The sequence below is a fragment of the Virgibacillus sp. FSP13 genome (assembly GCF_054048505.1).
Map to the genome: position 1 here is coordinate 14,070 of NZ_JBSVKG010000008.1, position 23,990 is coordinate 38,059.

A 23,990-nucleotide genomic window follows, 5' to 3' on the forward strand; every position below is an offset into this window, starting at 1 on the left:
TGAAACCTAAAAACATCACAATCCGTAAGTAAGTTATTCAACTATTTAGGAGGTGAGAAAGTGATACGAAGAAAGTTACCAGCATATGTCATAATAAGTCTTGTTATGATGTTCGCTTTTTTACATAGTAATAGTTTTACACATGCTGCTGATGGTAATGGCAAATTAGTGTATGTTATTCCGATTGAACACGAGGTAGAGAAAGGCCTGGAATCATTTTTAACCCGTGCTACAGAGGAGGCTGAAAATGAGGGTGCCGATCATATTATATTTGAAATTGACACGCCTGGAGGAAGAGTTGATGCTGCGGGCCAAATTGCAGAACTATTGCAAAATCTGAAAACCCCAACAACCGGTTATATCGTTAATCAGGCATTATCTGCAGGCTCTTATATTGCCTTAAATACCGATTCAATTTATATGAAACCGCAAGCAACGATGGGTGCGAGTGGTGTGATCAATCAAGATGGTACCGCTGCTGATAAAAAAGCTCAATCAGCCTGGTTGTCAGCTATGAAAAGTGCAGCTGATTCAAAAGGTCGAGATCCCTTATATGCAGCAGCAATGGCAGATTCTAATATAGATTTACCGGATTACGGAGCACCAAAAGGAGAATTCTTAACATTAGACCCCTCTTCAGCTGTTGAAGTGGATTATTCACAGGGAACGATTGAAGATCGAGTAGAATTATTAAAGGCGCTTGGTTTAAACAAAGCCACTGTTGTAGAAATAGAGCCAACACTTTCCGAAAAGCTTGCGAGATTTTTAACCAATCCAATAGTTGTCCCGATATTATTATCGTTAGCAAGCCTGGGACTAATTGTAGAGCTTTTTTCACCGGGATTTGGCGTGCCAGGTATAATGGGACTCCTATCACTTGTGTTGTTTTTCTATGGTCATATTGTTGCAGGATTAGCGGGATTTGAAGCAATTTTCTTACTTATCTTAGGTATTATTTTAATTATTGCAGAGTTTTTTGTGCCAGGCGGTATTGTTGGTCTGTTAGGGATCGGTTCCATTCTTGGCTCCCTCTTTTTATCAGGTCAGGACATTGGACACATGGCGATGAGTGTTAGTATTGCATTAATTATAGCTATCGTTGCCGCTGTTATTCTGTTTAAGATGATGGGGATGGATAAAGGCTTTTTCCGACATGTTATTTTGAAGGACACAACATCCACTGAATTGGGTTATGTATCATCGACAAACCGCTTAGAATTGATTGGACTTGAGGGGAAAACAGTGACGCCCCTTAGACCATCTGGCGCAGCGCTATTTGATGAAGAGCGAATCGATGTAGTGTCAGAGGGAAGTTTTATACAGAAAGATAAATTTGTAAAAATTGTTAAGGTTGAAGGAGTTAGAGTAGTAGTTAGAGAATTATAATATATAGAAACAGAAAAATAATAGGAGGAATACAAAAATGGAATTTCAGGAATTAATGCCGATTATTATCATCGGAATCATTTTGATTGTTATCGCAGTGCTATTTACATTTATTCCAGTAATGCTATGGATTAGTGCACTTGCAGCTGGAGTAAAAGTAGGTATCTTTACATTGGTTGGTATGCGCCTACGTCGTGTTGTACCATCAAGAGTAATTAATCCATTAATCAAGGCACATAAAGCAGGTTTGGATGTCACGACAAATCAACTGGAAAGCCACTATTTAGCAGGTGGTAATGTTGATCGGGTTGTCAATGCTTTAATTGCTGCACAGCGGGCAAACATTGAACTAAGTTTTGAACGTTGTGCTGCGATCGATTTAGCTGGTCGCGACGTTCTTGAAGCAGTACAAATGAGTGTAAATCCAAGTGTAATTGAAACACCATTTATTGCAGGTATTGCGATGGATGGGATTGAGGTGAAAGCAAAAGCAAGAATTACCGTACGGGCAAATATTGATCGCCTTGTTGGGGGTGCTGGTGAGGAAACGGTTATCGCTCGTGTAGGTGAGGGAGTTGTTAGTACAATCGGTAGTTCAGAGGCACATACAAAAGTTTTAGAGAATCCAGATTCCATCTCCCACAATGTATTAAATAAAGGGCTTGATGCTGGAACAGCTTTTGAGATTTTATCGATTGATATTGCAGACGTAGATATCGGCAAAAATATTGGGGCGATCTTACAAACAGACCAGGCTGAGGCAGATAAAAACATTGCACAGGCGAAGGCGGAAGAAAGACGCGCTATGGCTGTTGCCCAAGAACAAGAAATGGTTGCAAAAGTTCAAGAGATGCGCTCAAAAGTTGTCGAAGCTGAAGCAGATGTCCCGCTTGCACTTGCTGAAGCATTACGTTCGGGTAACCTAGGTGTAATGGATTATATGAACTATAAGAATATTGATGCTGATACAGATATGCGCGATACAATTGGTAAACTATCCAAAGAAGATGACGAGGATAATAACAAATAAAGGAAGCTAGAGTGCTATAGAGGAGGACTACTATGGAAGTAATTCTCGCGATTCTTGCTATTATCGGCGGGGCTATTGGGATGTTTAAGGATAAAACCACGGAGACAAAACATAAACGGCCTTATCAAGTGCCAAAGCCAACAGCAACACCATCTGGTGGAAATTATCAATCAAGACGCGAAGCTCCAGCTATGCAACCGAAACAGGTGAAGAATACTGCTTCAATGGAGAAACAGCGAGAAGACCAAATGAAACAATTGGCGGATATCATGAATACGAATACCGAGCAAAAGGCTGATAAACAACTCCATGATGCGATAATTGGTAATACAATTCGAAAGCCTGGTGAGCTTTCGAATCGAAAGTCCTCATTAAAGAAACAGGTTAAGAAAAATTTATCAAATAAAGGATTGATTGATGGTATTATCATGGCTGAAGTTTTAGGACCACCTAGGGCACATAAGCCATATCAAAGTATTATTTCTGAACGAAGAAGAAAAAATTAATAGCTGTCTTAAAAGCCTTCAGGAAAGTGAGTATGCTTTCCTGAAGGCTTTTTGTTTTGATAACATGTCAATTCAATCCAAATTATTATGGGCCGAGATTCACTGTGCTTTCAAAATCGTAATGGTCAGTGAAAAGGTTATGCATGATTGATCCCGACAGTACAATCAGGGAATTGATCACTTTCGTATTTCTTGTTCTTATCTGATTGTTCCTTTCATAAATATGAATGTGAGAGGGGGGCTCTGTAAGTGAAATGGCATAAACGTATCGCACCATGGTTAACCAAGCATCTTGCACTTCCTTCAGATGTCATTCTTGAACTTCCTAGAATTACCATGATTGGTCAAATACATTGCTATATCGAGAACCATCAAGGGCTCGAAGTTTATTCAGACACTGAGCTAAAATTGAAAACAAACAAAGGGTTTATTCAGATTTTAGGGTCTTCCTTTGTTTTAAAAATGATGCTTCCTGAAGAGATTTTAGTGGAAGGGCAAATTGAGGAAGTCAAGTTTATTCCAGCGTAATTTTATTGAAGTGTGATAAGGAGGAGGAAATGAAGCAAATTCAAGGATCGTTTATAACCGGATATGTAACCATTTTAGTAAAAGGACATATGCCAGAACTTTTCTTTCAAAAGTGTGTTAAACAAGGGATTCTTGTTTGGGATATAAAAAAAGTGTCCCAAACGTCCTGTCAAGGTAACGTTAAATTACAAGATATTAAATTAATCAAGCAAATTAAAAGAAAAACAATATACAAGCTATCTTTTGTTCACAAGAAAGGCTCCCCCTTTTTGTTTAAAAAAATAATCAGAAAAAAAGAGATCGTTACAGGTCTCTTGGTTAGTATTCTGTTGATTTTTCTTTTATCTAATATAATATGGGATGTAAAGGTAACAGGATTACCTAAAGATATCGAAAAAAAGATCGTCAAACAGCTTGATATATATGGCATTCATCCAGGATCATGGAGCTTAACTTTAGAACCACCTAGTGTTATTCAACAAAAGTTAGTGAGTGATATACCTGAATTACTGTGGGTTGGCGTGAATAAAAAAGGGACGACCTATTTTCTTGAGGGTGTAGAGAAATCAATTGTTAAAGAAAAGGAGGTTAAAGGGCCGCGTAATTTAGTGGCAACTAAAAAAGGTGTTATCCAGAATATGTATGTTTCTAAGGGGCTTTCTAAAAAACATGTAAATGATTATGTGGAGCCTGGGGATGTACTTGTTTCCGGAAAACTTGATTTTGAAGAAGATGTGGAAAAAGAAGAAAAAGATGATGAAAAATCAAAGTTGGTAGCAGCAGAAGGGGAGGTTATCGCAAAAACATGGTATGAAGTATCTGTAACCGTTCCACTTCATGCTAATTTTGAGATGTTAACAGGAAAGAACGAAAAAAAGTACTATTTAGGTTTCGGTGATGTTAAGTTACCTATTTGGGGATTTGGTGATCCTGATTATAAAAATATCCATAAAGAGGTTAACAACAATCCTATTCATTTTTTGAAATGGGAACTACCCATTAACTTTATCGAATCCAAATTAAGTGAAAAAAAGTATCATAAGCTTGATCGAACGAAGGAAGAAGCGATTCAAGTTGGTAAAAAACAAGCGAAAAATGAATTACAACTAAGATTGGGTCCAGAGGCAAAAATAATCTCTCAAAAAATTTTGCATGAATCCACAGAGCATGGTAAAGTTAAATTAACCTTATATCATACAGTAGAAGAAAATATAGCTAAAGCAGAACCTATAAATCAAGGAGATTGATTATGTCAGAGAATCTTAGCACAATTGATTTACAAATAACGAGTCCAAGTGAAGCCCTAGCTTTGTTCGGAACTAACGACAAATTTTTAAAGCAAATGGAAGAACAACTATCGGTTTCGATTGTTACGAGAGGTGAGCAAGTTCGTGTTTCGGGTTCAGAGGAAGATATTGCATTAGTTCAAGCTATTTTGTTAACATTTTTATCGATTATTCGAAAAGGATTAACAATTTCAGAACGTGATGTTGTCTATGCGGTTGAGTTAGCAAAAGCTGGCAAGATTAATCAACTTGAAACATTGTTTGAAGATGAAATCACAAAAAATGTAAAAGGTAAATCGATCCGTGTTAAAACATTAGGACAAAAAAGTTATATAACGGCAATTAAAACAAATGATCTTGTTTTCGGAATTGGCCCCGCTGGTACAGGGAAAACGTATTTGGCAGTTGTAATGGCTGTCCACGCCTTAAAAAATGGTCTGGTGAAGCGAATTATTTTAACAAGACCGGCAGTTGAAGCGGGGGAAAGTTTGGGATTTTTACCTGGGGATTTGAAGGAAAAAGTGGACCCGTATTTGCGGCCATTATATGATGCATTACATGATGTACTTGGTGCAGAACATACAATGCGGCTAATCGAGCGTGAAACGATTGAAATAGCACCACTAGCATACATGCGGGGAAGAACACTTGATGATGCATTCGTAATTTTGGATGAGGCACAGAACACAACTCCTGAACAAATGAAAATGTTTTTAACTCGGCTAGGATTCGGCTCAAAAATGGTTATAACCGGGGATATAACGCAGATTGATTTGCCTAAAGGTGTAAAATCTGGATTACAAGTTGCAAATCATTTACTTGCAAATGTAAAGGGTATTTCTTTTGTGCATCTAACACAAACGGATGTTGTCAGACACCCATTAGTACAACGAATTATTGATGCATATGAAAAGGTTAATTAATGGCTGATATTCTTAATAGGTAAGGCCCCAATTTAGTGGGTCTTATTTTCTATATGAGGACCTATTAATGGGGTGAAACGATAATGAAAAAATTAGGGGAATATTTATCGTCATTAGTAAAATTAAAGTCAAAATGGATTAGAATTGGCATACCAATTACAGTTCTAGCTATCGTTTTTTTTGCGGTAACATTAAATAATGTTTTTACCGAAACGTATGATATCGATCGCTTTAGTGTAGCGAAAGAAACAATTCGCTCTCCAATAACAATTGAGAATGAGCAGGAGACGAAACGAAAAACACGAGAAACAGTGCAATCGATTGAAGATAGATATGACATATCAACGGAAATTACGGAAGAACAAGTTGGCTATATCAACGAAATTTTTGATGCAATTACAAAACTTGAAGAAGAAAATCCAACAAGTGAAGAAGATTCGAATGATAATGAGAAAGCGGTTGTACTAACTACACAAGAAAGAGTCCAGCGATTACAAAACATACTTTCACCTGAAATAACGGAGCATGTTGATGACCTTATTTTAACTCAGCTAATTGAAGCTGCACCAAAAGAGCGAGCAACAGGCAAAAAGATCATGCTAGATGCATTGACAGAAATCCTACATAATGGGGTTCGCACGGAAAATGTGCAAAGTGCTACAGCTGAAGTGAAGCAGAAAGTAAAATATACGGATCTAGGAGGCGATTTGAAACAAGCCTTAATGTCGTTAAGTGGATTTGCAGTAGTAGAAAATTCATTTTTTGACGTTGAAAAAACAATGGACGCTAGAAAAGATGCGGCAAGTAGTGTCGAGCCGGTTGTTATTAGAGCTGGCGAAATAATTGTTAGAGAGGGCCAAACAATTACAAATGAAATATATGAAACGTTAAAGTTAGTTGGGCTGTTAAATAAAGAACGCAATGTATATCCGGTGATTGGGATAGCTTTACTCATTGTGTTAATTGCTACCGTAATTGGGTATGAAATGTACTTATTAGATAAGAAGAAACAGTTAGATGGTGGCAAAATTGCGGCCGTTTTTCTCATCAGTATTATCGTCGTATTTTTGATGAAGGGTGTTAGCTTATTTACAACGCAAATAAACCAATTTTATTTCTTAGTTCCTGTTGCAACAGGAGCACTTCTTGTAAAACAGTTGATTCAGGAACGATTAGCAATTGTATTAGCTAGTTTATATGCTATTTTGGGAAGTATTATTTTCAATGGAGAAATTCCTGGATCATTAAATGTTGAAGCTGGTATTTACTTCTTTTTCTCACAAATTGCTGGTATTATCTTTTTAATGAATATAAAAGACAGGCTGGCAATTGTGAAGTCTGGAATAGGTATGGCTGTTGTAAACGTAGTTACTGTACTATTATTCTTATTTCTTTCATTCGAGAAATATTCATTTAATGATCTTTTTATTCCGTTAGGTTTTGGTTTTGGATCTGCCCTTTTGTCAGCGGTGTTAACAATTGGTTTATTACCGTTTTTCGAAACAGGGTTGGGTATATTGTCAGACATAAAGTTACTTTCATTATCGAGTCCGAATCAGCCTTTACTTAAAAAAATTCTAACCGAAGCTCCAGGAACTTATCATCATTCTGTTATGGTTGCAAATCTAAGTGAGACAGCATGTGAAGCGATTGGAGCAAATGGTTTGCTGGCAAGGGTCGGCGCCTATTATCATGATATTGGTAAGACAGTACGGCCCCATTACTTTATCGAAAACCAATTAGCCATTAAAAATCCGCATGATCGGATCGAGCCAAGGCAAAGTGCAGAAATTATCATTAATCATCCATATGATGGTGCAGCAATGCTGAAAAAACATCGATTGCCTAAAGAAATAATTGATATTGCGAATCAGCATCATGGAACAACATTATTGAAATTCTTTTATTATAAGGAGAAAGAGAATAATAACCAAGTAAAAGAGACGGAATTTCGTTATCCTGGTCCAAAGCCTCAAACGAAGGAAGCGGCAGTTGTTTGTATCTGTGATTCAGTGGAAGCGGCAGTTCGTTCACTAAAGGAACCAACAGAGGAAAAAATTGAGGAAATTGTCTCATCGATAATTAAAGACCGCCTTATGGATGGGCAACTTGATGAATGCCCGATAACGATTCAGGAATTACACACCATTCATAAAACAGTTTGTGAAACGCTAAAAGGAATTTTTCATTCCAGAATTCAATATCCAATGAAGGAGGCAAAGTAGCATGCATATTGATTTTCATGATCAAACAACATCAATCCCTAGTGATTATGTAGATATGCTTCAACGATTACTGATTTTTGCTGCAGAAAAGGAAGGTATCTCAAACGAAGCGGAAGTGTCGGTTAACTTCGTTGATAATAAAGAAATACAAGAATTGAATCGTAATTACAGGGGGATTGATAAACCAACTGACGTTATATCTTTCGCATTGCAAGAGACAGTGGAAGGGGAAATACATGTCGTTGGCGAGGATATTCCCCTCGTGTTGGGAGATATTGTGATCTCAGTCGATCGTGCAAAAGAACAAGCAGAGGATTACAACCATTCACTTGAGCGAGAAATCGGATTTTTAACTGTTCATGGTTTCCTCCATCTACTCGGCTATGATCATATGGTAAAGGAAGAAGAGGCAGTAATGTTCCAAAAACAAGAGGATATATTAAATGCGTTTGGACTCGAGCGATAAACAAAAGAAGCGGGGAATTGGTCTTCGGTATGCATGGAATGGGTTTGTTGAAATACTTAAAACAGAACGAAACTTCCAGATTCATACAGTAGCAGCCATTATCGTGATTGGTGTGAGTTTTCTACTTCAATTACCCGCTGTCGAATGGGCAATGATATTGTTTTCCATCGGCATTGTGTTTGTTGCGGAAATGATGAATACGGCGATTGAAAGAATGGTTGACTACGTAAAACCGGATATCCACCCAGTAGCGAAAGTAATCAAGGATATTGCTGCTGGAGCCGTGTTAGTAGCCGCATTGATGGCTATGATTATTGGCATTATCATTTTTTTACCGAAACTATACAGACTGTTTATGATTTAGGCTTAAACACAACAACATTAAGAAAAAAGCTATAATTTAAGACCCTTCCTTAGTGATGGGTTTTTTACTTTGACTGATTTATAAAAGATAACCGCTTCGGGGTATGAACCGTGTCGGGAAACGAAGAAAAAGAAAAACTTTTTAAAGCTTTTGTCGATAACATGAAAGTAGCGCTTTTTTGTAGTATTATAGTATAAACAAAGACGAAATAACTTAGGCACCGGAGGAAATAGCATGGAAAACAATTTTAAATCTGGCTTTATTGCAATAATTGGTAGACCAAATGTTGGAAAATCGACATTTATGAATCGGGTAATTGGTCAAAAAATTGCCATCATGAGTGATAAAGCGCAAACAACCCGAAATAAAATTCAAGGTGTACTTACCCAGGATGATGCGCAATTAGTTTTTATTGATACCCCAGGAATACACAAACCGAAGCATCGACTTGGTGATTTTATGGTGCAAATTGCCGAAAACACATTAAATGAAGTGGATGCTGTTTTGTTTATGATTAATGCTAAAGAGGGGTATGGTAGAGGCGATCAATATATTTTGGATCGGCTACAGCAGGTTAAAAAGCCGGTTTTTCTCATTATAAATAAAATTGATTTGATCCATCCAGACGATTTATTTCCGCTAATTGAATTATATAAGGAAAAATATAATTTTGAAGAGATCATCCCGATTTCAGCATTGCAAGGTAATAATGTTAATCATCTACTGGATGTTTTAAAAGGCCATTTGCCAGAAGGTCCGCAGTATTATCCGGATGATCAAGTTACAGACCACCCGGAACGCTTCATTATTAGCGAATTGATCCGTGAAAAGGTTTTGCAATTAACACGGGAAGAGGTTCCGCATTCGATCGCGGTTGTGATTGAAAATATTGAAGAAAGAGACTCTAATACAGTCTTTATTCAGGCGACTGTCATTACCGAAAGAAAAACACAAAAGGGAATTCTAATTGGTAAACAAGGAAGCATGTTGAAGGAAATTGGAAAGAAAGCGCGTGCGGATATTGAAGCATTACTTGGTACAAAAATATATCTTGAACTTTGGGTGAAGGTTCAAAAAGACTGGCGAAACAGACAAAGCCAGCTTCGGGAGTTAGGTTTTCGTCGTGATGAATATTAAACATGGTAAAATTTAAAACTCATTCTTTCTTCATGTGTGGTCATTCTAGTAATAGGGTTCAAATTTTTTAGGTTACAATTTGAGCTGAAAAAATATTGCTTTTTCAAACGATATAAAGGAAGGTGTGGTTTCTTGTGATCGACTTTACTTGGAAATTATTTAGTCAAACGGGGAACGTTGAAACCTATTTGTTATTGAAAGAGTTGGAGACAGAACCAAATGGTCAAACACGGCATGAAAATGACGAAATAACGCAACATGACACGAAAATTTAAAAATTGAATTGGAAAGCTTTTCAATAGACGTGGGGACGTATTAGGTAATGGACGAGATTGAATTGCCTAATAAAGGATAGGTGAAGCTATGTGCTTGAAAAGGTGGAAGGTATTGTCATCAAAACACAAGATTATGGTGAAACACATAAGATAGTTACGATATTAAGTAAAAAGGTGGGAAAATTTGCAGCAATTGCCAAAGGCGCTAAGAAGCCGAAGAGCAGAATGGCTGCGGTTACGCAGCCATTTATTCTTGGTGAGTTTTTCGTCTATATGAATACTGGTCTAAGTACAGTCCAACAAGGAGAAATAGTTCAATCATTTCGTGCTATTCGTGAAGATATTATTAAAACTGCTTACACAGCTTACCTTGTTGAATTAACAGATAAGCTTTTGGATGAGCATACACCTGACGTTTATTTATATGATCAGTTGTACCGAACATTATGTTGGATTGCTGAAAATGAACGTGCAGAAATCCCGATTATGATGTATGAATTAAAAATGTTTGCAAAAGGTGGATTTGCTCCTACTGTTGATTGTTGTGTCAATTGCGGTTGTAAAGAAGCCCCATTTTCTTTTTCCATTGATGAAGGAGGAATACTTTGCGCGAGATGTTTATACTTGGACCGGGATGCAATCGCCTTGTCAAATGTTTTAGCAAAGTTATTGCACGTTTTTCTACATGTTGGCCTGGAACAGATTGGTAACATATCAATGAAAGAGAAGAATATCCAGTTGCTGCGGCAATTATTAGACTCCTATTATGATCGCTATGGCGGATTTTATATAAAATCGAAGAAGTTCTTAAATCAACTAGATCGCTTAAGGTGAGTTATGTTGACAAAATCATTATAAATGCAGTATCATCTATACATATGTTCAATTGAGATACAATTGCAGTGATGGAGAAAAAGTATTTATTGACTTCTATTCAAAGTGCGTGTTCAAAGAGTTGCCAAATTAGAAGCAAGAAGGTCGAGGCGGCGTAGTCTTGAGGACCGGAATGTAGGTGAAATCTACATGAGGACCAGAAAGACAAGCCAACGAAGAGGTTCGCAGCTTATCATTTGGTGACTTTTGAACAACCTCTTAAAGCGAGTCCAGAACGGTGTGAGCTGGATAATAGTCCAATAAGGAAAGGCGCTCCGGAGCAATTCAATAAAGTGGCTCTAAATGAGCAAATAGGGTGGAACCGCGGAAATCCCGTCCCTATGTCTAGATAATTTATAGACATAGGGACGTTTTTTATTGTATAAACTGGAGGGTAAATCACAATGAATATCCAAGAAATGATTCTAACATTGCAGAAACATTGGTCAGATCAAAAGTGTATTTTAGTCCAAGCCTATGATGTGGAAAAAGGTGCAGGTACAATGTCACCAATGACACTATTAAGAAGTTTAGGGCCGGAACCATGGAAGGTTGCGTATGTAGAGCCATCAAGACGTCCGGCAGATGGCAGGTATGGTCAAAACCCGAACCGCTTGTATCAGCATCATCAATTTCAGGTAATTATGAAGCCATCTCCTGATAACATTCAGGAATTATATCTAAATTCGCTCAAGGCTTTAGGGATTGATCCACTGCAACATGATATTCGATTTGTTGAAGATAATTGGGAAAATCCAACACTTGGTGCTGCAGGTTTGGGCTGGGAAGTATGGCTGGATGGGATGGAGATTACCCAATTTACTTATTTTCAGCAAATTGGCGGTTTAGAAGCAAATCCTGTTACAGTTGAGTTAACATATGGAATTGAACGGCTGGCATCGTATATTCAAGATAAAGAAAATGTGTTTGATTTGGAATGGACAGATGGTGTAACGGTTAAGGATATTTTCTTTCAACCAGAATATGAGCATTCAACATACACATTTGAAGAGTCAAATACGGATATGTTATTTCAATTATTCAGTATGTATGAGCAAGAGGCGAAGACAACGATGGAAAAAGGATTGGTTTTCCCAGCGTATGACTACGTATTAAAGTGTTCCCATACATTCAATTTGCTTGATGCAAAGGGTGTAATTTCCGTTACAGAACGAACAGGATACATCTCCAGGGTTCGTAATTTAGCTAGAGGCATTGCGAAGGCATATGTGGCAAAACGGGAAGAGCTTGGATTTCCGATGCTTAAGGAGGAGAAAGAATAATGGCAAAGGATGCGTTATTTGAAATAGGATTAGAAGAGTTACCTGCACGCTTTATTGACGATGCAGAAAAACAGTTGAAAGATAAAACGGAAAATTGGCTGGAAGAATTGCGGATCGCCTATGAGTCCATTTCCTCCTATTCAACGCCTAGAAGGCTTGCAGTTCTTATTCAAGGAATGGCGGAAGAGCAAACGACAATTGAGGAAGAAGCAAAAGGCCCCGCAACTAAAATTGCTCAAGACGAGGAAGGAAATTGGACAAAGGCAGCTGTTGGGTTTACAAAAGGGCAAGGTAAAACAACGGAGGACATATACACAAAAGAGGTTAAAGGTACCTCCTATATTTTTGTTGAAAAACATATTGAAGGAAAGCAAACAGCTGAATTACTACCATCGTTCAAAGATGTTATTTTATCGATACAGTTTCCAAAAAATATGCGCTGGGCAGCAGAAAGTCTGCGATATGTGCGTCCAATTCGCTGGCTTGTGGCATTATATGATCATGAAGTGATTCCGTTTGAGATTACCCATGTCCATACAGGCAACCAGACATATGGTCATCGGTTTCTAGGGGGGACTATTACACTTGAAAAACCAAGTGAATACGTAGACAAATTGGCTGAGAATTTTGTCATTGCTGATCCGAATAAACGTGAAAAATTAATTGTTAAAGAAATAAAAGAATTGGAGAAACAAAATGACTTGCATATCCCAACAGATGCAGACTTGTTAAATGAAGTTCGCAATTTGGTTGAGTATCCAACTGCTTTTATGGGATCGTTTGATACGTCGTTCTTGAAATTACCACCTGAAGTACTGATTACCTCGATGAAAGAACACCAACGGTATTTTCCTGTTAAATCGAATGAAGGTCAGCTACTCGCACGTTTTGTTGGTGTAAGAAATGGTGATGACCATCAACTTGAAATGGTTGCTAAAGGAAATGAAAAAGTATTAAAAGCTCGATTATCGGATGCACAATTTTTCTACGAGGAAGATCAGAAACACCCAATTGCTTTTTACTTGCAAAAACTAGATAAAGTAGTTTTTCAGGAAAAGCTAGGGACCATCCATGATAAAGTTGAACGTGTTATGACGATTACGAAACATATTGCTGATGGGTTAGATTTGGATGATGAGAAAAAGCAACGAGCAGTTCGAACAGCAGAAATCAGTAAGTTTGATTTAATGACGAATATGGTTAACGAATTTACGGAACTGCAGGGTATAATGGGAGAAGATTATGCCATCAACTTTGGTGAGGACAAAATAGTTGCAAAAGCTGTTGCAGAACACTATATGCCACGTAATGCAAATGACCAATTACCAGAAACAATTGAAGGAGCTATTGTAAGTGTAGCAGATAAGCTGGACACAATTGTCGGATGTATTTCGGTAGGCTTAGTGCCAACCGGCTCACAAGACCCATATGGATTACGACGCCAAGCTGTTGGTGTGTTGAAAATTTTACAGCACAATAAATGGGATATTTCTGTTGAGCAGCTATTGGAAATCACGCAAAAATTGTATCAAACAACCGATATCGAGTTAAATGATCAAGAAACTATTGCAAATGAACTGAACGATTTCTTGGCATTACGTGCGACGTATTTGTTGAAAGAAGCAGGCGTTGAAGCAGATATCATTCACGCGGTCTTAGCAAATGATATCGGAGTTTTTGATTATACACTGGCAAAGGCAAGCGAATTATCACAAAAACGGAATCAAGTTGATTTCAAGCAGACACAAGAAGCATTTACTCGAGTCTTGAACCTAGCAAAAAAAGCAGATAGTGATCAAGTTGATCCGAAATTGTTTGAAACACCATCCGAACGATATTTATATGAAAAATTTCAAGAAGTTTCAACTGGTTATCATCAGGCGAAGGATGATTTGGATGCCGAGCAAGCGTTAATGCAATTAAGTAAGCTGCATCATGGAATCCACGACTTTTTTGAAAATAACATGGTAATGGCTGATAATGATGGAGTTCGTAATAATCGCTTAGCATTGATTCACTTAATTGCCAAGTTAATCCATGATTACGCTGATATGACACAAGTAAGCTGGAAACAGCATTTTTAAGGGCTGGAGTAAATCGATTGTGGGTTTATTTGAAAGGGCAGAATGGTGTTGATTACACTCCTCTCGCCCTCATCCCTGCAATCGTATGTCTTTATTTCCCTTTCCACTATAATTAAGCTATAATGTTTATATAATAGTATGTCACATTTATGCTGATAGGTGGTGAAAGAGTGGAATTATCTAATAGACAAGAACAAATTATTGAAATTGTTAAAGAGAATGGTCCAATTACCGGAGAACATATTGCTGATCAGTTATCATTGACACGTGCAACCTTACGACCGGATTTAGCTATTTTAACAATGGCCGGATTCTTAGAAGCTAGACCACGTGTAGGCTATTTCTTTACTGGAAAAACTGGCTCGGAACTGTTAACTGAAAAGATAAAGCAGTTTAAAGTTCATGAATACCAATCTGTACCAATCGTAGTTAAGGAAAGTGCATCGGTATATGATGCCATTTCAACAATGTTCCTGGAGGATGTTGGTACATTATTTGTAGTCGATGATAATGCCTGTTTGACTGGGGTTCTTTCGCGAAAAGATTTGCTAAGAGCAAGTATTGGGAAACAAGATTTAAATGATATACCAGTACACATTATCATGACCCGTATGCCTAATATCACGGTTTGTCGGAGAGACGATCCACTTTTAGACGTTGCAAAAAAATTAATCGATAAACAAATTGATGGTGTTCCAGTAGTAAAAGATGCGGAAAAAAGTCTAGAAATCGTTGGTCGTATTACAAAAACAACGATCACGAAAGCATTTGTTGAATTAATTATGGATGAACACTTATAGAATAAGCCTGAACTGGAAAGGAGTGGAGATTGATGGGATCAAAACCATTAGTTTATGTTTTATCTGACTCTGTCGGGGAAACAGCAGATTTAGTTATTAAGGCTGGTTTGAGCCAATTTAATAATGGTGAATATAAAATCCAACGTATTCCTTATGTAGAGGACAAACAAACGATCGATGAAGCACTAACTTTAGCAAAAGAACAACAAGGAATTATTGGGTTTACTTTGGTTGATCCAGCACTTCGCAATTATTTAAATCAAGAAGCGAAAAAACTTGATATTGAGGCGATCGATATTATGGGTCCAATGATGGAAGCAATGGAGCGGTTATTCGGAAAGCCGCGACTTGAACCAGGGTTAGTACATAAATTGGACGAAGATTATTTTAAGCGTGTGGAGGCAATAGAATTTGCTGTTAAATATGATGACGGAAGGGACCCGCGCGGGATTGCGCGTGCAGACATTATTTTGATTGGTGTTTCCCGTACATCGAAAACACCATTATCACAATATTTAGCACACAAACGTTTAAAAGTGGCAAATGTGCCGATCGTTCCAGAAGTCGACCCTCCTGAGGAATTGTTTGAAGTTAATCCAAAAAAATGTATTGGTCTTAGAATTAATTCGACGAAGTTAAATGATATTCGAAGAGAGAGACTAAAAGCATTGGGTCTAGGTGATCAAGCCACATACGCAAACATGGATAGGATTCATCAAGAACTGGATTATTTTGATAAAATTGTGAATAAAATTGGCTGTAAAGTAGTGGATGTATCTAGTAAAGCGGTTGAAGAAACAGCAAATAGCATTTTACGCATTATTAAATCATAGAATAAACAAGAAAACATTCTACATAAAGGAGTAGGATGTTTTCTTGCTCTTTAAGAAGGTATAAATTTTATAGATTATAAGAAAAACTCGGCACTCGATACGGACGTGGAAAATGCCGAGTTTTCCAAGATTTTTTTATAGCATTATAGTATTTCTTGTATTATAATTAGTATTTGTGTAAAAATGTGTTCTAACATTACAATTTTCTAAGGATGGAAGACATAGTCAGAAAAATAAAACATTGCCAATTAAGGAGGATTCTATTTCGCTTGTGTAGAATTAAATTGTAATGGAAAATTAGTTGTAGAGCAATCACTAGGAACATCTTAGTGTTTATGTTTGCCCTTCAAGAGGTACAATGGGGAATAGCGAACAAAATTGTATAGACAGGAATGATCCTTCTAAGTTTAGCATACAAAATAGAAGGAAATTTTTTTCGAGTTATAAAAAATATTGTCGAATCATGAAGGATTTTCTTAAACAATCTCGAATAATAGTATAGTGGTGGTTTTATATGCCTAATCAAGTTCCAGAAGAAGTGATCGAAGAAGTCCGTAAAGCCAATGATATTGTTGATGTCATTGGAGAATATGTACAATTGAAAAAACAAGGGCGAAATTTTTTCGGATTATGCCCTTTTCATGGGGAGAAGACCCCTTCGTTTTCAGTCACACAAGAAAAACAAATTTTTCATTGCTTTGGTTGTGGAAAAGGTGGAAATGTCGTGACATTTTTAATGGAAATGGAGAGCTATTCTTTTTATGATGCTTTGAAATTTCTTGCAGATAGAAGCGGTACGAAATTGCCTGAAACAGGTATAAACAAGGAAAGCTCTCTTTCCCAGGAAAACCAGAGTATTTTATCTGCCTATGAATGGTTGCAAAAACTTTATCATCACTTACTTCGGTTTACTAAAGATGGAAAAGAAGGATATCAATACTTTATCGACCGGGGGATTGAAGAGGAAACAATTGATCAGTTTCAATTAGGCTTTGCCCCAAATGTAAAAGATTTTATCGCTGAATTTCTTGAAAAAAAAGGTTTTCACCAACAAGTTTTAGTAAAAGCAGGTCTGCTCTCCCTGTACGATGATAATACCGTTTCTGACCGGTTCAGAGGGAGAGTGATTTTCCCGATTAGAAATCACCTGGGAAAAACAGTAGCATTTGGTGGACGTGCAATTGCTGGTCAAGAGCCAAAATATTTAAACAGCCCTGAAAGTGAATTATTTCAAAAAGGGAAACTACTATATAACTTTGACCAAGCAAAAAAACACATTCGCACAAGTGGTGAAGCTATCCTGTTAGAAGGATATATGGATGTAATTGCAGCCTACCAAGCAGGTGTGAAAAATGTAATTGCAACATTGGGGACATCGTTAACCGAAAATCAGGCAAAATTATTGCGCCGCTATGTGGATACAGTTATTCTTTGTTATGATTCGGATAATGCTGGTATCGAAGCTACTTATAAAGCTGCGAACCTACTTCGGCAGGTCGGCTGTCAAGTGAAGGTTGCCCGATTGGAAGACGGAATGGATCCTGATGACTACATTAAATCGTACGGTGCTGATGCGTTCACGAATAAAGTGATCAAAGCTAGTGATACGTATATGACTTTTTTTATGCGTTATATGAAAAAGGATTATAATGTAAAACTTGAGGGCGATCGCATAAATTATATTGAAATTATTTTGAAACAATTGGCAATGATTGATAATGCGGTTGAACGGGAATATTATTTAAAAGAGTTAAGCAGTGAATATGATTTAACCATGGAGACATTGGAGCAAGAGATCCGTAAATATCGCCAAAATGTCAATGTTAATAAGGATAAGAGCAAGAAGAAAAGATATACTAATAATACCAAAGATATTTATCAGACTAAAAAATTGTTACCGGCATTTTATAATGCGGAACGACAACTTATTGCTTACATGTTAAAGGACATATCAATTGCTGATAAGGTACAACAGGAAATAGGTGGGGCCTTTAATGTGGATGAGCATAAAATTATTGCCACACATTTGTATGCTTATTATGAGGAAGGGCATCCTGCTGATGTTAGCCTATTTATTGACAGGTTGACAGATGAAAAAATAAAGCAGACAGTTATTGAAATCGCGATGATACCGATGGTTGAAAATATCAGTGATCAACAAATTAATGATTATTTGAGGATTATTTATACAGAGAACCATGATGTCGCAACGATAAAGATGCTGAGAGAACAACAGAGAATAGCTGAACAACAAAGCGATCCAATAAAAGCCGCCCAAATAGCAATGCAAATTATTGAAATACAAAAGCAGTTAAAAAATACAAATTGATGTATTTAGAAGTATGGAAGGAGGGGGACTCATGGCCGAAAATAAGCCCGCAAAAACAAAAGACAATCAAAATGAGTTGACACTTGAACAAGCAAAAGACCAATTACTTGAGATAGGAAAGAAACGTGGTGTACTTGCTTATGAAGAAGTTGCAGATCGATTGTCGAGTTTCGAGCTTGAATCAGAGCAAATGGATGAGTTTTATGAGTACCTGAATGAGCAAGGTGTAGAAGTAATTGGTGAGTCTGAAGAAGATCCCAAGATGCAACAAATAGCGAAAGAAGAAGAATTTGATTTAAATGATTTAAGTGTTCCAATTGGTATTAAAATTAATGATCCAGTTCGAATGTATTTGAAGGAAATCGGTCGAGTTGATTTATTGTCAGCTGCTGAAGAAATTAATCTTGCAAATCGAATCGAACAAGGTGAAGATGAAGCGAAAAGACGACTTGCAGAGGCTAACTTACGCCTGGTTGTTAGTATAGCTAAACGTTATGTCGGTAGAGGGATGTTATTTTTAGATCTTATCCAAGAGGGTAATATGGGCCTTATGAAAGCAGTCGAAAAGTTCGACTATCGGAAGGGGTTTAAGTTTAGTACCTATGCTACATGGTGGATTCGTCAAGCAATTACAAGAGCGATTGCTGATCAGGCTCGAACAATTCGAATTCCAGTTCATATGGTGGAAACGATTAACAAACTTATTCGTGTTCAACGCCAGTTACTGCAAGATCTTGGACGTGAACCTACACCAGAAGAAATTGGTGAGGAGATGGATTTATCCCCAGATAAGGTTCGAGATATTCTAAAAATTGCTCAAGAACCCGTGTCACTTGAAACACCGATTGGTGAGGAGGATGATTCCCATTTAGGTGATTTCATTGAAGATCAAGAAGCAATTTCACCTTCTGATCATGCTGCATATGAACTATTAAAAGAACAACTGGAAGATGTATTAGACACACTTACGGATCGGGAAGAGAATGTATTACGGCTGCGATTTGGGCTTGACGATGGACGAACAAGAACATTGGAAGAGGTCGGCAAGGTGTTTGGCGTAACAAGAGAAAGAATTCGTCAAATTGAAGCAAAAGCATTGCGTAAATTGCGTCATCCTAGTCGTAGTAAGCGTCTTAAAGATTTCCTTGAATAATTGGTGTTCAGTCATTGGACACTCATTGCGTGAACAATGACTGTGCGTGATTATTTTATCCAAATATCACAGTCTTAGATTGCCGCCTATACTGAGGTGATGATGCATGGCAGAAGAACGAATTGCTACTATTATTAAGGAAATAAATTATTGGAAAAGACACAAGCTGCTTCCAGAGATGTATTGTGATTTTCTCTTAGCCCTTTATTCGAATGGTGAAGCAATTAGTGAACCATCGACAGCAAAGGGGAGGCCATCATTAAAACTGTCTTTTTTGGTGCAGTTTGTGATCCAATTGCTGTTGATACCGTTTTCATTTGTTGTTATCTATTTTACGGAATTTCATCCAATATTGCAACTTTGTATTTTAATTTTATTTATGGGGTCTTCTTTTTGGCAATACTATTATTATAAAAAAGAAGACAAGCGATTGTCTCGTCTGTCATTGGTTGTATTTCTATTGTTGCTGCTTTTGACAACTGTTTTTTTAAGTAACTTATATGTCCATCATCAAGGTTTGACAAATGGTTTGATAATCGCGCAGTTTTTTGGTTGGCTTTTATTGGGGCTGAAAAACCAGATGAAATATATTAATATTGCAGGTGTTGTTGGGATTGTGTTAACAGTAGTAATAATAGTTCTATAAGTTTTCACATCATTTCTCTTTAAACTAAATTGGTTTTCAAGTAAAATAAGGATAGTCTTTTTTTGACAAAATTGAATAAGGGTATACATAAGGAGGAAATACGAATGAAGAAAAACATCATTCCGTTTGCACTTATCGCCGTTTTAGGGATAGCTATGGTAATCATTCTTTCTGTTGCTGGTATCGACCAACGTGAAGCTATTCAAAAGGCTGAAGAAGGCGGAGATACAAGCGAACAAGCTGATAATGGCGGAGAAGAGGGTGCAACAGACGATCCTGAAGCCATTTTTGAAAATACTTGTGCTAGCTGTCATGGTGCTGATCTATCCGGTGGAATGGGGCCAAACTTACAGGAAGTTGGCGGCAGACTTTCCGAGGATGAAATTAAAAACACAATTATGAATGGCCGTGGTCAAATGCCAGCTGGTCTAGTAGAAGATCCACAAGCAGAAGCATTAGCTAAATGGCTTTCAGAAAAGAAATAAACAAAGATTAAGAATATAGACTACAAGGAAAGCTTTCTGATCAATGCAGAAGGCTTTCTTTTATCATAGAAGAGGTTGTTCAAAAATTCCGGTAAAAATGACTCATCGAAACTAATTGGTCCTTTTTTTCCTCTTTTTTTTGGACAAGCGCTATAAGAGGAGAGTAAGATGTCGCAAAAAATAAATCTTTCAAATCGATTAAAAAAAGTAGCATTATTTTTACCTAGAGGTGCTAATTTTGCAGATATAGGATCGGACCATGCTTATTTACCATGTTATGTATGCCTAAAAGATAGTGCAGCAAAAGCAATTGCCGGTGAGGTAAATGTAGGACCGTTTAATAGTGCTAAAACAACGGTACAGGCGTATCAACTTTCCGACAAAATTGATGTGCGTCTAGGTGATGGATTGCAAGTGATTGAAAAAGATGAGGTGGAGCAGGTTGTGATTGCTGGAATGGGCGGATCACTAATTCAATCCATTTTAGAAAACGGAAAGAACAAGCTTGATAATGTGGAGCATATCATCGCTCAACCAAATGTAGATGCAAAAGGTGTTCGGAAATGGTTGACGGCGCATAATTTTCGACTTACAGATGAAGAACTAGTTGAAGAGAATGGTCATTTTTATGAAATCATTAACGCAGCAAAACGTCATAATGATTCCCCATTGAATAATTGGACAGAAAAAGAATTGTTATTTGGCCCTTTTTTATTAGCAAAACAAACGTCAACTTTCTATCGTAAGTGGCAATATGAACTGGGAAAATTAATTCGGGTGATTAACCAAATGAAACAAGCAACAACTCGAGATGAAGAAAAGATCACACAATTCGAACGGGAATTAGGATGGATAAAGGAGGTTTTGAATAATGGTAACTAATGCTACTATATTTTCTATCCTTGAGCAGTGGGCTCCAAAACGTTTGGCGTATGATTGGGACAATGTCGGTTTGCAAGTTGGAACATATGATAAACAAGTAAATAAAATTATGATAACGTTAGATGTGCTGGAATCTGTTGTGGATGAAGCGATCGATAAAAATGTTGATTTAATTATTGCTCATCATCCGTTATTGTTTAAACCAATCAAACAGTTAAATACAAATTCCGTTCAAGGGCGAATCATTCAAAAACTTATCCAGCATGATATAACTGTATATGCTGCACATACAAATCTTGATGCTGCAAATGGTGGCGTTAATGATATGTTATGTGATGTGATAGGTATTAATGAGCGTAAGGTGCTACTTGGATCAAATACAGACAAATTAGTGAAATTCAGTGTCTACGTTCCGCACCCACAGATGGAAAAAGTACAGCAAGCACTTCATGAGGGTGGGGCTGGTCATATTGGTAATTATAGTCATTGTACATTCCAAACAGAAGGCCAGGGCACATTTAAACCACTGGAAGGGACAACCCCCTTTATTGGTACGAAAAATGAAATCGCGAAAGTTGATGAAATAAAAATTGAAACAATAGTACCAGAACAAAGAATAGATAACGTTGTAAAAGCTGTCCTTCACGCGCATCCGTATGAAGAACCAGCCTATGACATTTATCCATTGGAAAACAAAGGAGAAACTTATGGAATTGGTCGAATCGGCTGGTTAACGAAAAGCATGGGTTTAACTGAATTATGCGAACACCTAAAAACAGTATTGGATGTACCTGATTTGCGGGTAACTGGCGATTTAACATCGACAATTAGCAAAGTTGCGGTCTTAGGTGGAAGTGGTGAAAAATATATTCATGCTGCTAAAGCCAAAGGTGCAGATGCTTATATAACAGGCGATATGACATTTCATGCAGCACAGGATGCTTGGCAAATGGGACTTTCTGTTATTGATCCTGGACATCATATTGAAAAAGTGATGAAACAAAGTGTTAAGCACCATTTAGAACAACAACTTAACCAACAAAGTATCAAGGTTATTACGTCAAAAGCAAATACTGAACCATTTCGCTTTATTTAAGAAAGTACTCTATAATAGAGATAAAGTCTATCTTAAACATTAGATCGTTAATTGAAGAAGGAGTACATTTATGGAAAATAATCATTTTAGTAAGTTTGCATTCCATCCTGTTTTACTTGAAGTAGTAGAACGTCTACAATTTTATCAACCGACAGAAATTCAACAACAGGTGATACCGGCTGCCTTAAACGGAAAAAGTGTCATCGGACAGTCACATACAGGTTCAGGCAAAACACATGCCTATTTATTACCGTTATTTAACCAAATTGATGTAAATAAACGTGAAGTGCAATTTGTCATTACCGCACCGACAAGAGAACTTGCTATGCAAATACATGAAGAGGTAAAAAAAATAATCCATTATGCCGATAAAGACAATCAATGGTTCGCAAAGTTATTAGTTGGTGGTACAGATAAACAAAAAATGATGGAGAAGTTGAAGCAACCTCCCCATATTGTTGTTGGTACACCTGGAAGAATTTTGGATTTGGTAAAGGAAGACGCCATTTCACTTTATTCGGCCAATTCCTTTGTCATTGATGAAGCGGATCTGATGTTGGATTTAGGATTTATTCATGATGTCGATCAATTATTGGTACGCTGTAAACAAGATATCCAATTACTAGTATTCTCGGCAACGATCCCACAGCGGTTGGAACATTTTTTCAAAAAGTATTTGGAAAATCCATTACATGTGAAAATAGATGACGGGTTATCACCAGAAACAATGGAACACCGGCTAATTCCATTGAAACACCGGACTGCAGCTGAGATTATTTTTGATATAACCAAAACAATCCAACCGTTTTTAGCTATTATTTTTACGAACGGCAAAGAATTAGCGAATGAACTATCGGCGTCCTTGCAACAAAAAGGATTGGATGTGGGATTAATTCATGGGGGATTGTCGCCACGAGAACGGAAACGGGTGTTAAAGGATATTCAAAATCTCCGGTATCAATATATTGTGGCAACCGACTTAGCTTCAAGAGGGATTGATATTAAAGGTGTTAGTCATGTGATTAACGCACAGTTGCCCAAAGAGGAAGATTTTTATATCCATCGTGTTGGACGGACAGCTAGAGCAGGAATGGAAGGTACCGCGATTAGCTTATATGACGACCAGGATCTTAAGCTGATTGAAAAATTAGAATACAAAGGACTTGCATTTACATTTTACACGATAAAAAATGGTGACTGGCAAGAAGTGAAGGCGTGGAATGAACGCAATCTTCGTACAAAAACCGAAACAAACGCTGAAAAGGAAGCCTGGAAAAAGGTACGAAAAACGAAAAAAGTAAAACCAGGTTATAAGAAAAAAATGAAAAAGCAACAACAACAGATTAAACGCCAGTTAACCAAAAACCAACATACAAAACGTAAAAAATAATTCAGGGCAG

23 protein-coding genes are annotated in these 23,990 nt (G+C 37.3%); all 23 read left to right on the forward strand.

All coding sequences use genetic code 11. The features are described 5' to 3' along the window. The first annotated feature begins 105 nt into the window (after positions 1-105). The 23 genes from ACW2QC_RS08815 to ACW2QC_RS08925 all read left to right on the forward strand — a co-directional run bounded on the left by ACW2QC_RS08815 (position 106) and on the right by ACW2QC_RS08925 (position 23,980). Positions 106-1,386, forward strand: a complete 1,281-nt coding sequence (locus tag ACW2QC_RS08815) for an NfeD family protein (protein WP_457543771.1) — start codon at positions 106-108, stop codon at positions 1,384-1,386. Between the two features lie 37 nt (positions 1,387-1,423). Beyond that, entirely contained in the window at positions 1,424-2,416 is a 993-nt protein-coding gene (gene floA, locus ACW2QC_RS08820; RefSeq protein ID WP_457543605.1) for a flotillin-like protein FloA, read from the forward strand. A 32-nt stretch (positions 2,417-2,448) separates the two neighbouring features. Next, on the forward strand, positions 2,449-2,922 hold the full coding sequence (locus ACW2QC_RS08825) for a hypothetical protein (protein ID WP_457543606.1): 474 nt from the start codon (positions 2,449-2,451) through the stop codon (positions 2,920-2,922). 249 nt (positions 2,923-3,171) lie between these two features. Next, positions 3,172-3,450, forward strand: coding sequence for a sporulation protein YqfC (gene yqfC, locus ACW2QC_RS08830; protein WP_106497108.1), 279 nt, complete (start codon positions 3,172-3,174; stop codon positions 3,448-3,450). A gap of 29 nt (positions 3,451-3,479) precedes the next feature. Continuing rightward, positions 3,480-4,697, forward strand: coding sequence for a sporulation protein YqfD (gene yqfD, locus ACW2QC_RS08835; protein ID WP_457543607.1), 1,218 nt, complete (start codon positions 3,480-3,482; stop codon positions 4,695-4,697). 2 nt (positions 4,698-4,699) lie between these two features. Further along, a complete protein-coding gene (locus ACW2QC_RS08840; RefSeq protein WP_457543608.1) occupies positions 4,700-5,659 on the forward strand; it encodes a PhoH family protein in 960 nt (319 codons plus the stop codon). Between the two features lie 83 nt (positions 5,660-5,742). Continuing rightward, positions 5,743-7,884: an HD family phosphohydrolase gene (locus tag ACW2QC_RS08845; protein WP_457543609.1), complete on the forward strand. Its 2,142-nt coding sequence runs from the start codon at positions 5,743-5,745 to the stop codon at positions 7,882-7,884. 1 nt (position 7,885) lies between these two features. Beyond that, positions 7,886-8,350 carry an rRNA maturation RNase YbeY gene (ybeY, locus tag ACW2QC_RS08850; protein ID WP_457543610.1) on the forward strand — a complete coding sequence of 155 codons (465 nt, stop codon included), beginning with the start codon at positions 7,886-7,888 and terminating at the stop codon, positions 8,348-8,350. Further along, positions 8,328-8,714 (forward strand): diacylglycerol kinase family protein, encoded by a 387-nt coding sequence (locus tag ACW2QC_RS08855; RefSeq protein ID WP_457543611.1) that lies wholly within the window; start codon positions 8,328-8,330, stop codon positions 8,712-8,714. Before ybeY ends, ACW2QC_RS08855 begins: the two co-directional genes overlap by 23 nt. Positions 8,715-8,948: 234 nt before the next feature. After that, positions 8,949-9,851, forward strand: coding sequence for a GTPase Era (gene era / locus ACW2QC_RS08860; protein ID WP_457543612.1), 903 nt, complete (start codon positions 8,949-8,951; stop codon positions 9,849-9,851). Between the two features lie 134 nt (positions 9,852-9,985). Further along, the gene (locus ACW2QC_RS08865; RefSeq protein ID WP_457543613.1) at positions 9,986-10,126 is read left to right on the forward strand and encodes a YqzL family protein; all 141 of its coding nucleotides are present in this window, start codon (positions 9,986-9,988) and stop codon (positions 10,124-10,126) included. A gap of 90 nt (positions 10,127-10,216) precedes the next feature. After that, positions 10,217-10,960 (forward strand): DNA repair protein RecO, encoded by a 744-nt coding sequence (gene recO, locus ACW2QC_RS08870; protein WP_457543614.1) that lies wholly within the window; start codon positions 10,217-10,219, stop codon positions 10,958-10,960. A 443-nt stretch (positions 10,961-11,403) separates the two neighbouring features. Next, positions 11,404-12,282, forward strand: a complete 879-nt coding sequence (glyQ, locus tag ACW2QC_RS08875; protein WP_106497117.1) for a glycine--tRNA ligase subunit alpha — start codon at positions 11,404-11,406, stop codon at positions 12,280-12,282. Beyond that, the gene (gene glyS / locus ACW2QC_RS08880) at positions 12,282-14,366 is read left to right on the forward strand and encodes a glycine--tRNA ligase subunit beta (protein ID WP_457543615.1); all 2,085 of its coding nucleotides are present in this window, start codon (positions 12,282-12,284) and stop codon (positions 14,364-14,366) included. The genes glyQ and glyS overlap by 1 nt, the downstream gene beginning before the upstream one ends. Before the next feature lie 170 nt (positions 14,367-14,536). After that, complete coding sequence (locus ACW2QC_RS08885) at positions 14,537-15,166, forward strand: helix-turn-helix transcriptional regulator (protein WP_457543616.1); 630 nt, start codon at positions 14,537-14,539, stop codon at positions 15,164-15,166. 32 nt (positions 15,167-15,198) lie between these two features. Then, positions 15,199-15,999, forward strand: coding sequence for a pyruvate, water dikinase regulatory protein (locus ACW2QC_RS08890; protein ID WP_457543617.1), 801 nt, complete (start codon positions 15,199-15,201; stop codon positions 15,997-15,999). Between the two features lie 514 nt (positions 16,000-16,513). After that, entirely contained in the window at positions 16,514-18,328 is a 1,815-nt protein-coding gene (gene dnaG / locus ACW2QC_RS08895; protein ID WP_457543618.1) for a DNA primase, read from the forward strand. Between the two features lie 31 nt (positions 18,329-18,359). Continuing rightward, positions 18,360-19,481, forward strand: a complete 1,122-nt coding sequence (gene rpoD, locus ACW2QC_RS08900) for an RNA polymerase sigma factor RpoD (RefSeq protein WP_457543619.1) — start codon at positions 18,360-18,362, stop codon at positions 19,479-19,481. Between the two features lie 106 nt (positions 19,482-19,587). Beyond that, the gene (locus ACW2QC_RS08905; RefSeq protein ID WP_457543620.1) at positions 19,588-20,127 is read left to right on the forward strand and encodes a hypothetical protein; all 540 of its coding nucleotides are present in this window, start codon (positions 19,588-19,590) and stop codon (positions 20,125-20,127) included. A 104-nt stretch (positions 20,128-20,231) separates the two neighbouring features. Then, on the forward strand, positions 20,232-20,612 hold the full coding sequence (cccA, locus tag ACW2QC_RS08910) for a cytochrome c550 (RefSeq protein ID WP_457543621.1): 381 nt from the start codon (positions 20,232-20,234) through the stop codon (positions 20,610-20,612). Between the two features lie 168 nt (positions 20,613-20,780). After that, complete coding sequence (locus tag ACW2QC_RS08915; protein ID WP_457543622.1) at positions 20,781-21,494, forward strand: tRNA (adenine(22)-N(1))-methyltransferase; 714 nt, start codon at positions 20,781-20,783, stop codon at positions 21,492-21,494. Continuing rightward, positions 21,484-22,590 carry a Nif3-like dinuclear metal center hexameric protein gene (locus ACW2QC_RS08920; RefSeq protein WP_457543623.1) on the forward strand — a complete coding sequence of 369 codons (1,107 nt, stop codon included), beginning with the start codon at positions 21,484-21,486 and terminating at the stop codon, positions 22,588-22,590. Before ACW2QC_RS08915 ends, ACW2QC_RS08920 begins: the two co-directional genes overlap by 11 nt. 70 nt (positions 22,591-22,660) lie before the next feature. Then, complete coding sequence (locus tag ACW2QC_RS08925; protein ID WP_457543624.1) at positions 22,661-23,980, forward strand: DEAD/DEAH box helicase; 1,320 nt, start codon at positions 22,661-22,663, stop codon at positions 23,978-23,980. The last annotated feature ends 10 nt before the right edge of the window (positions 23,981-23,990 follow it).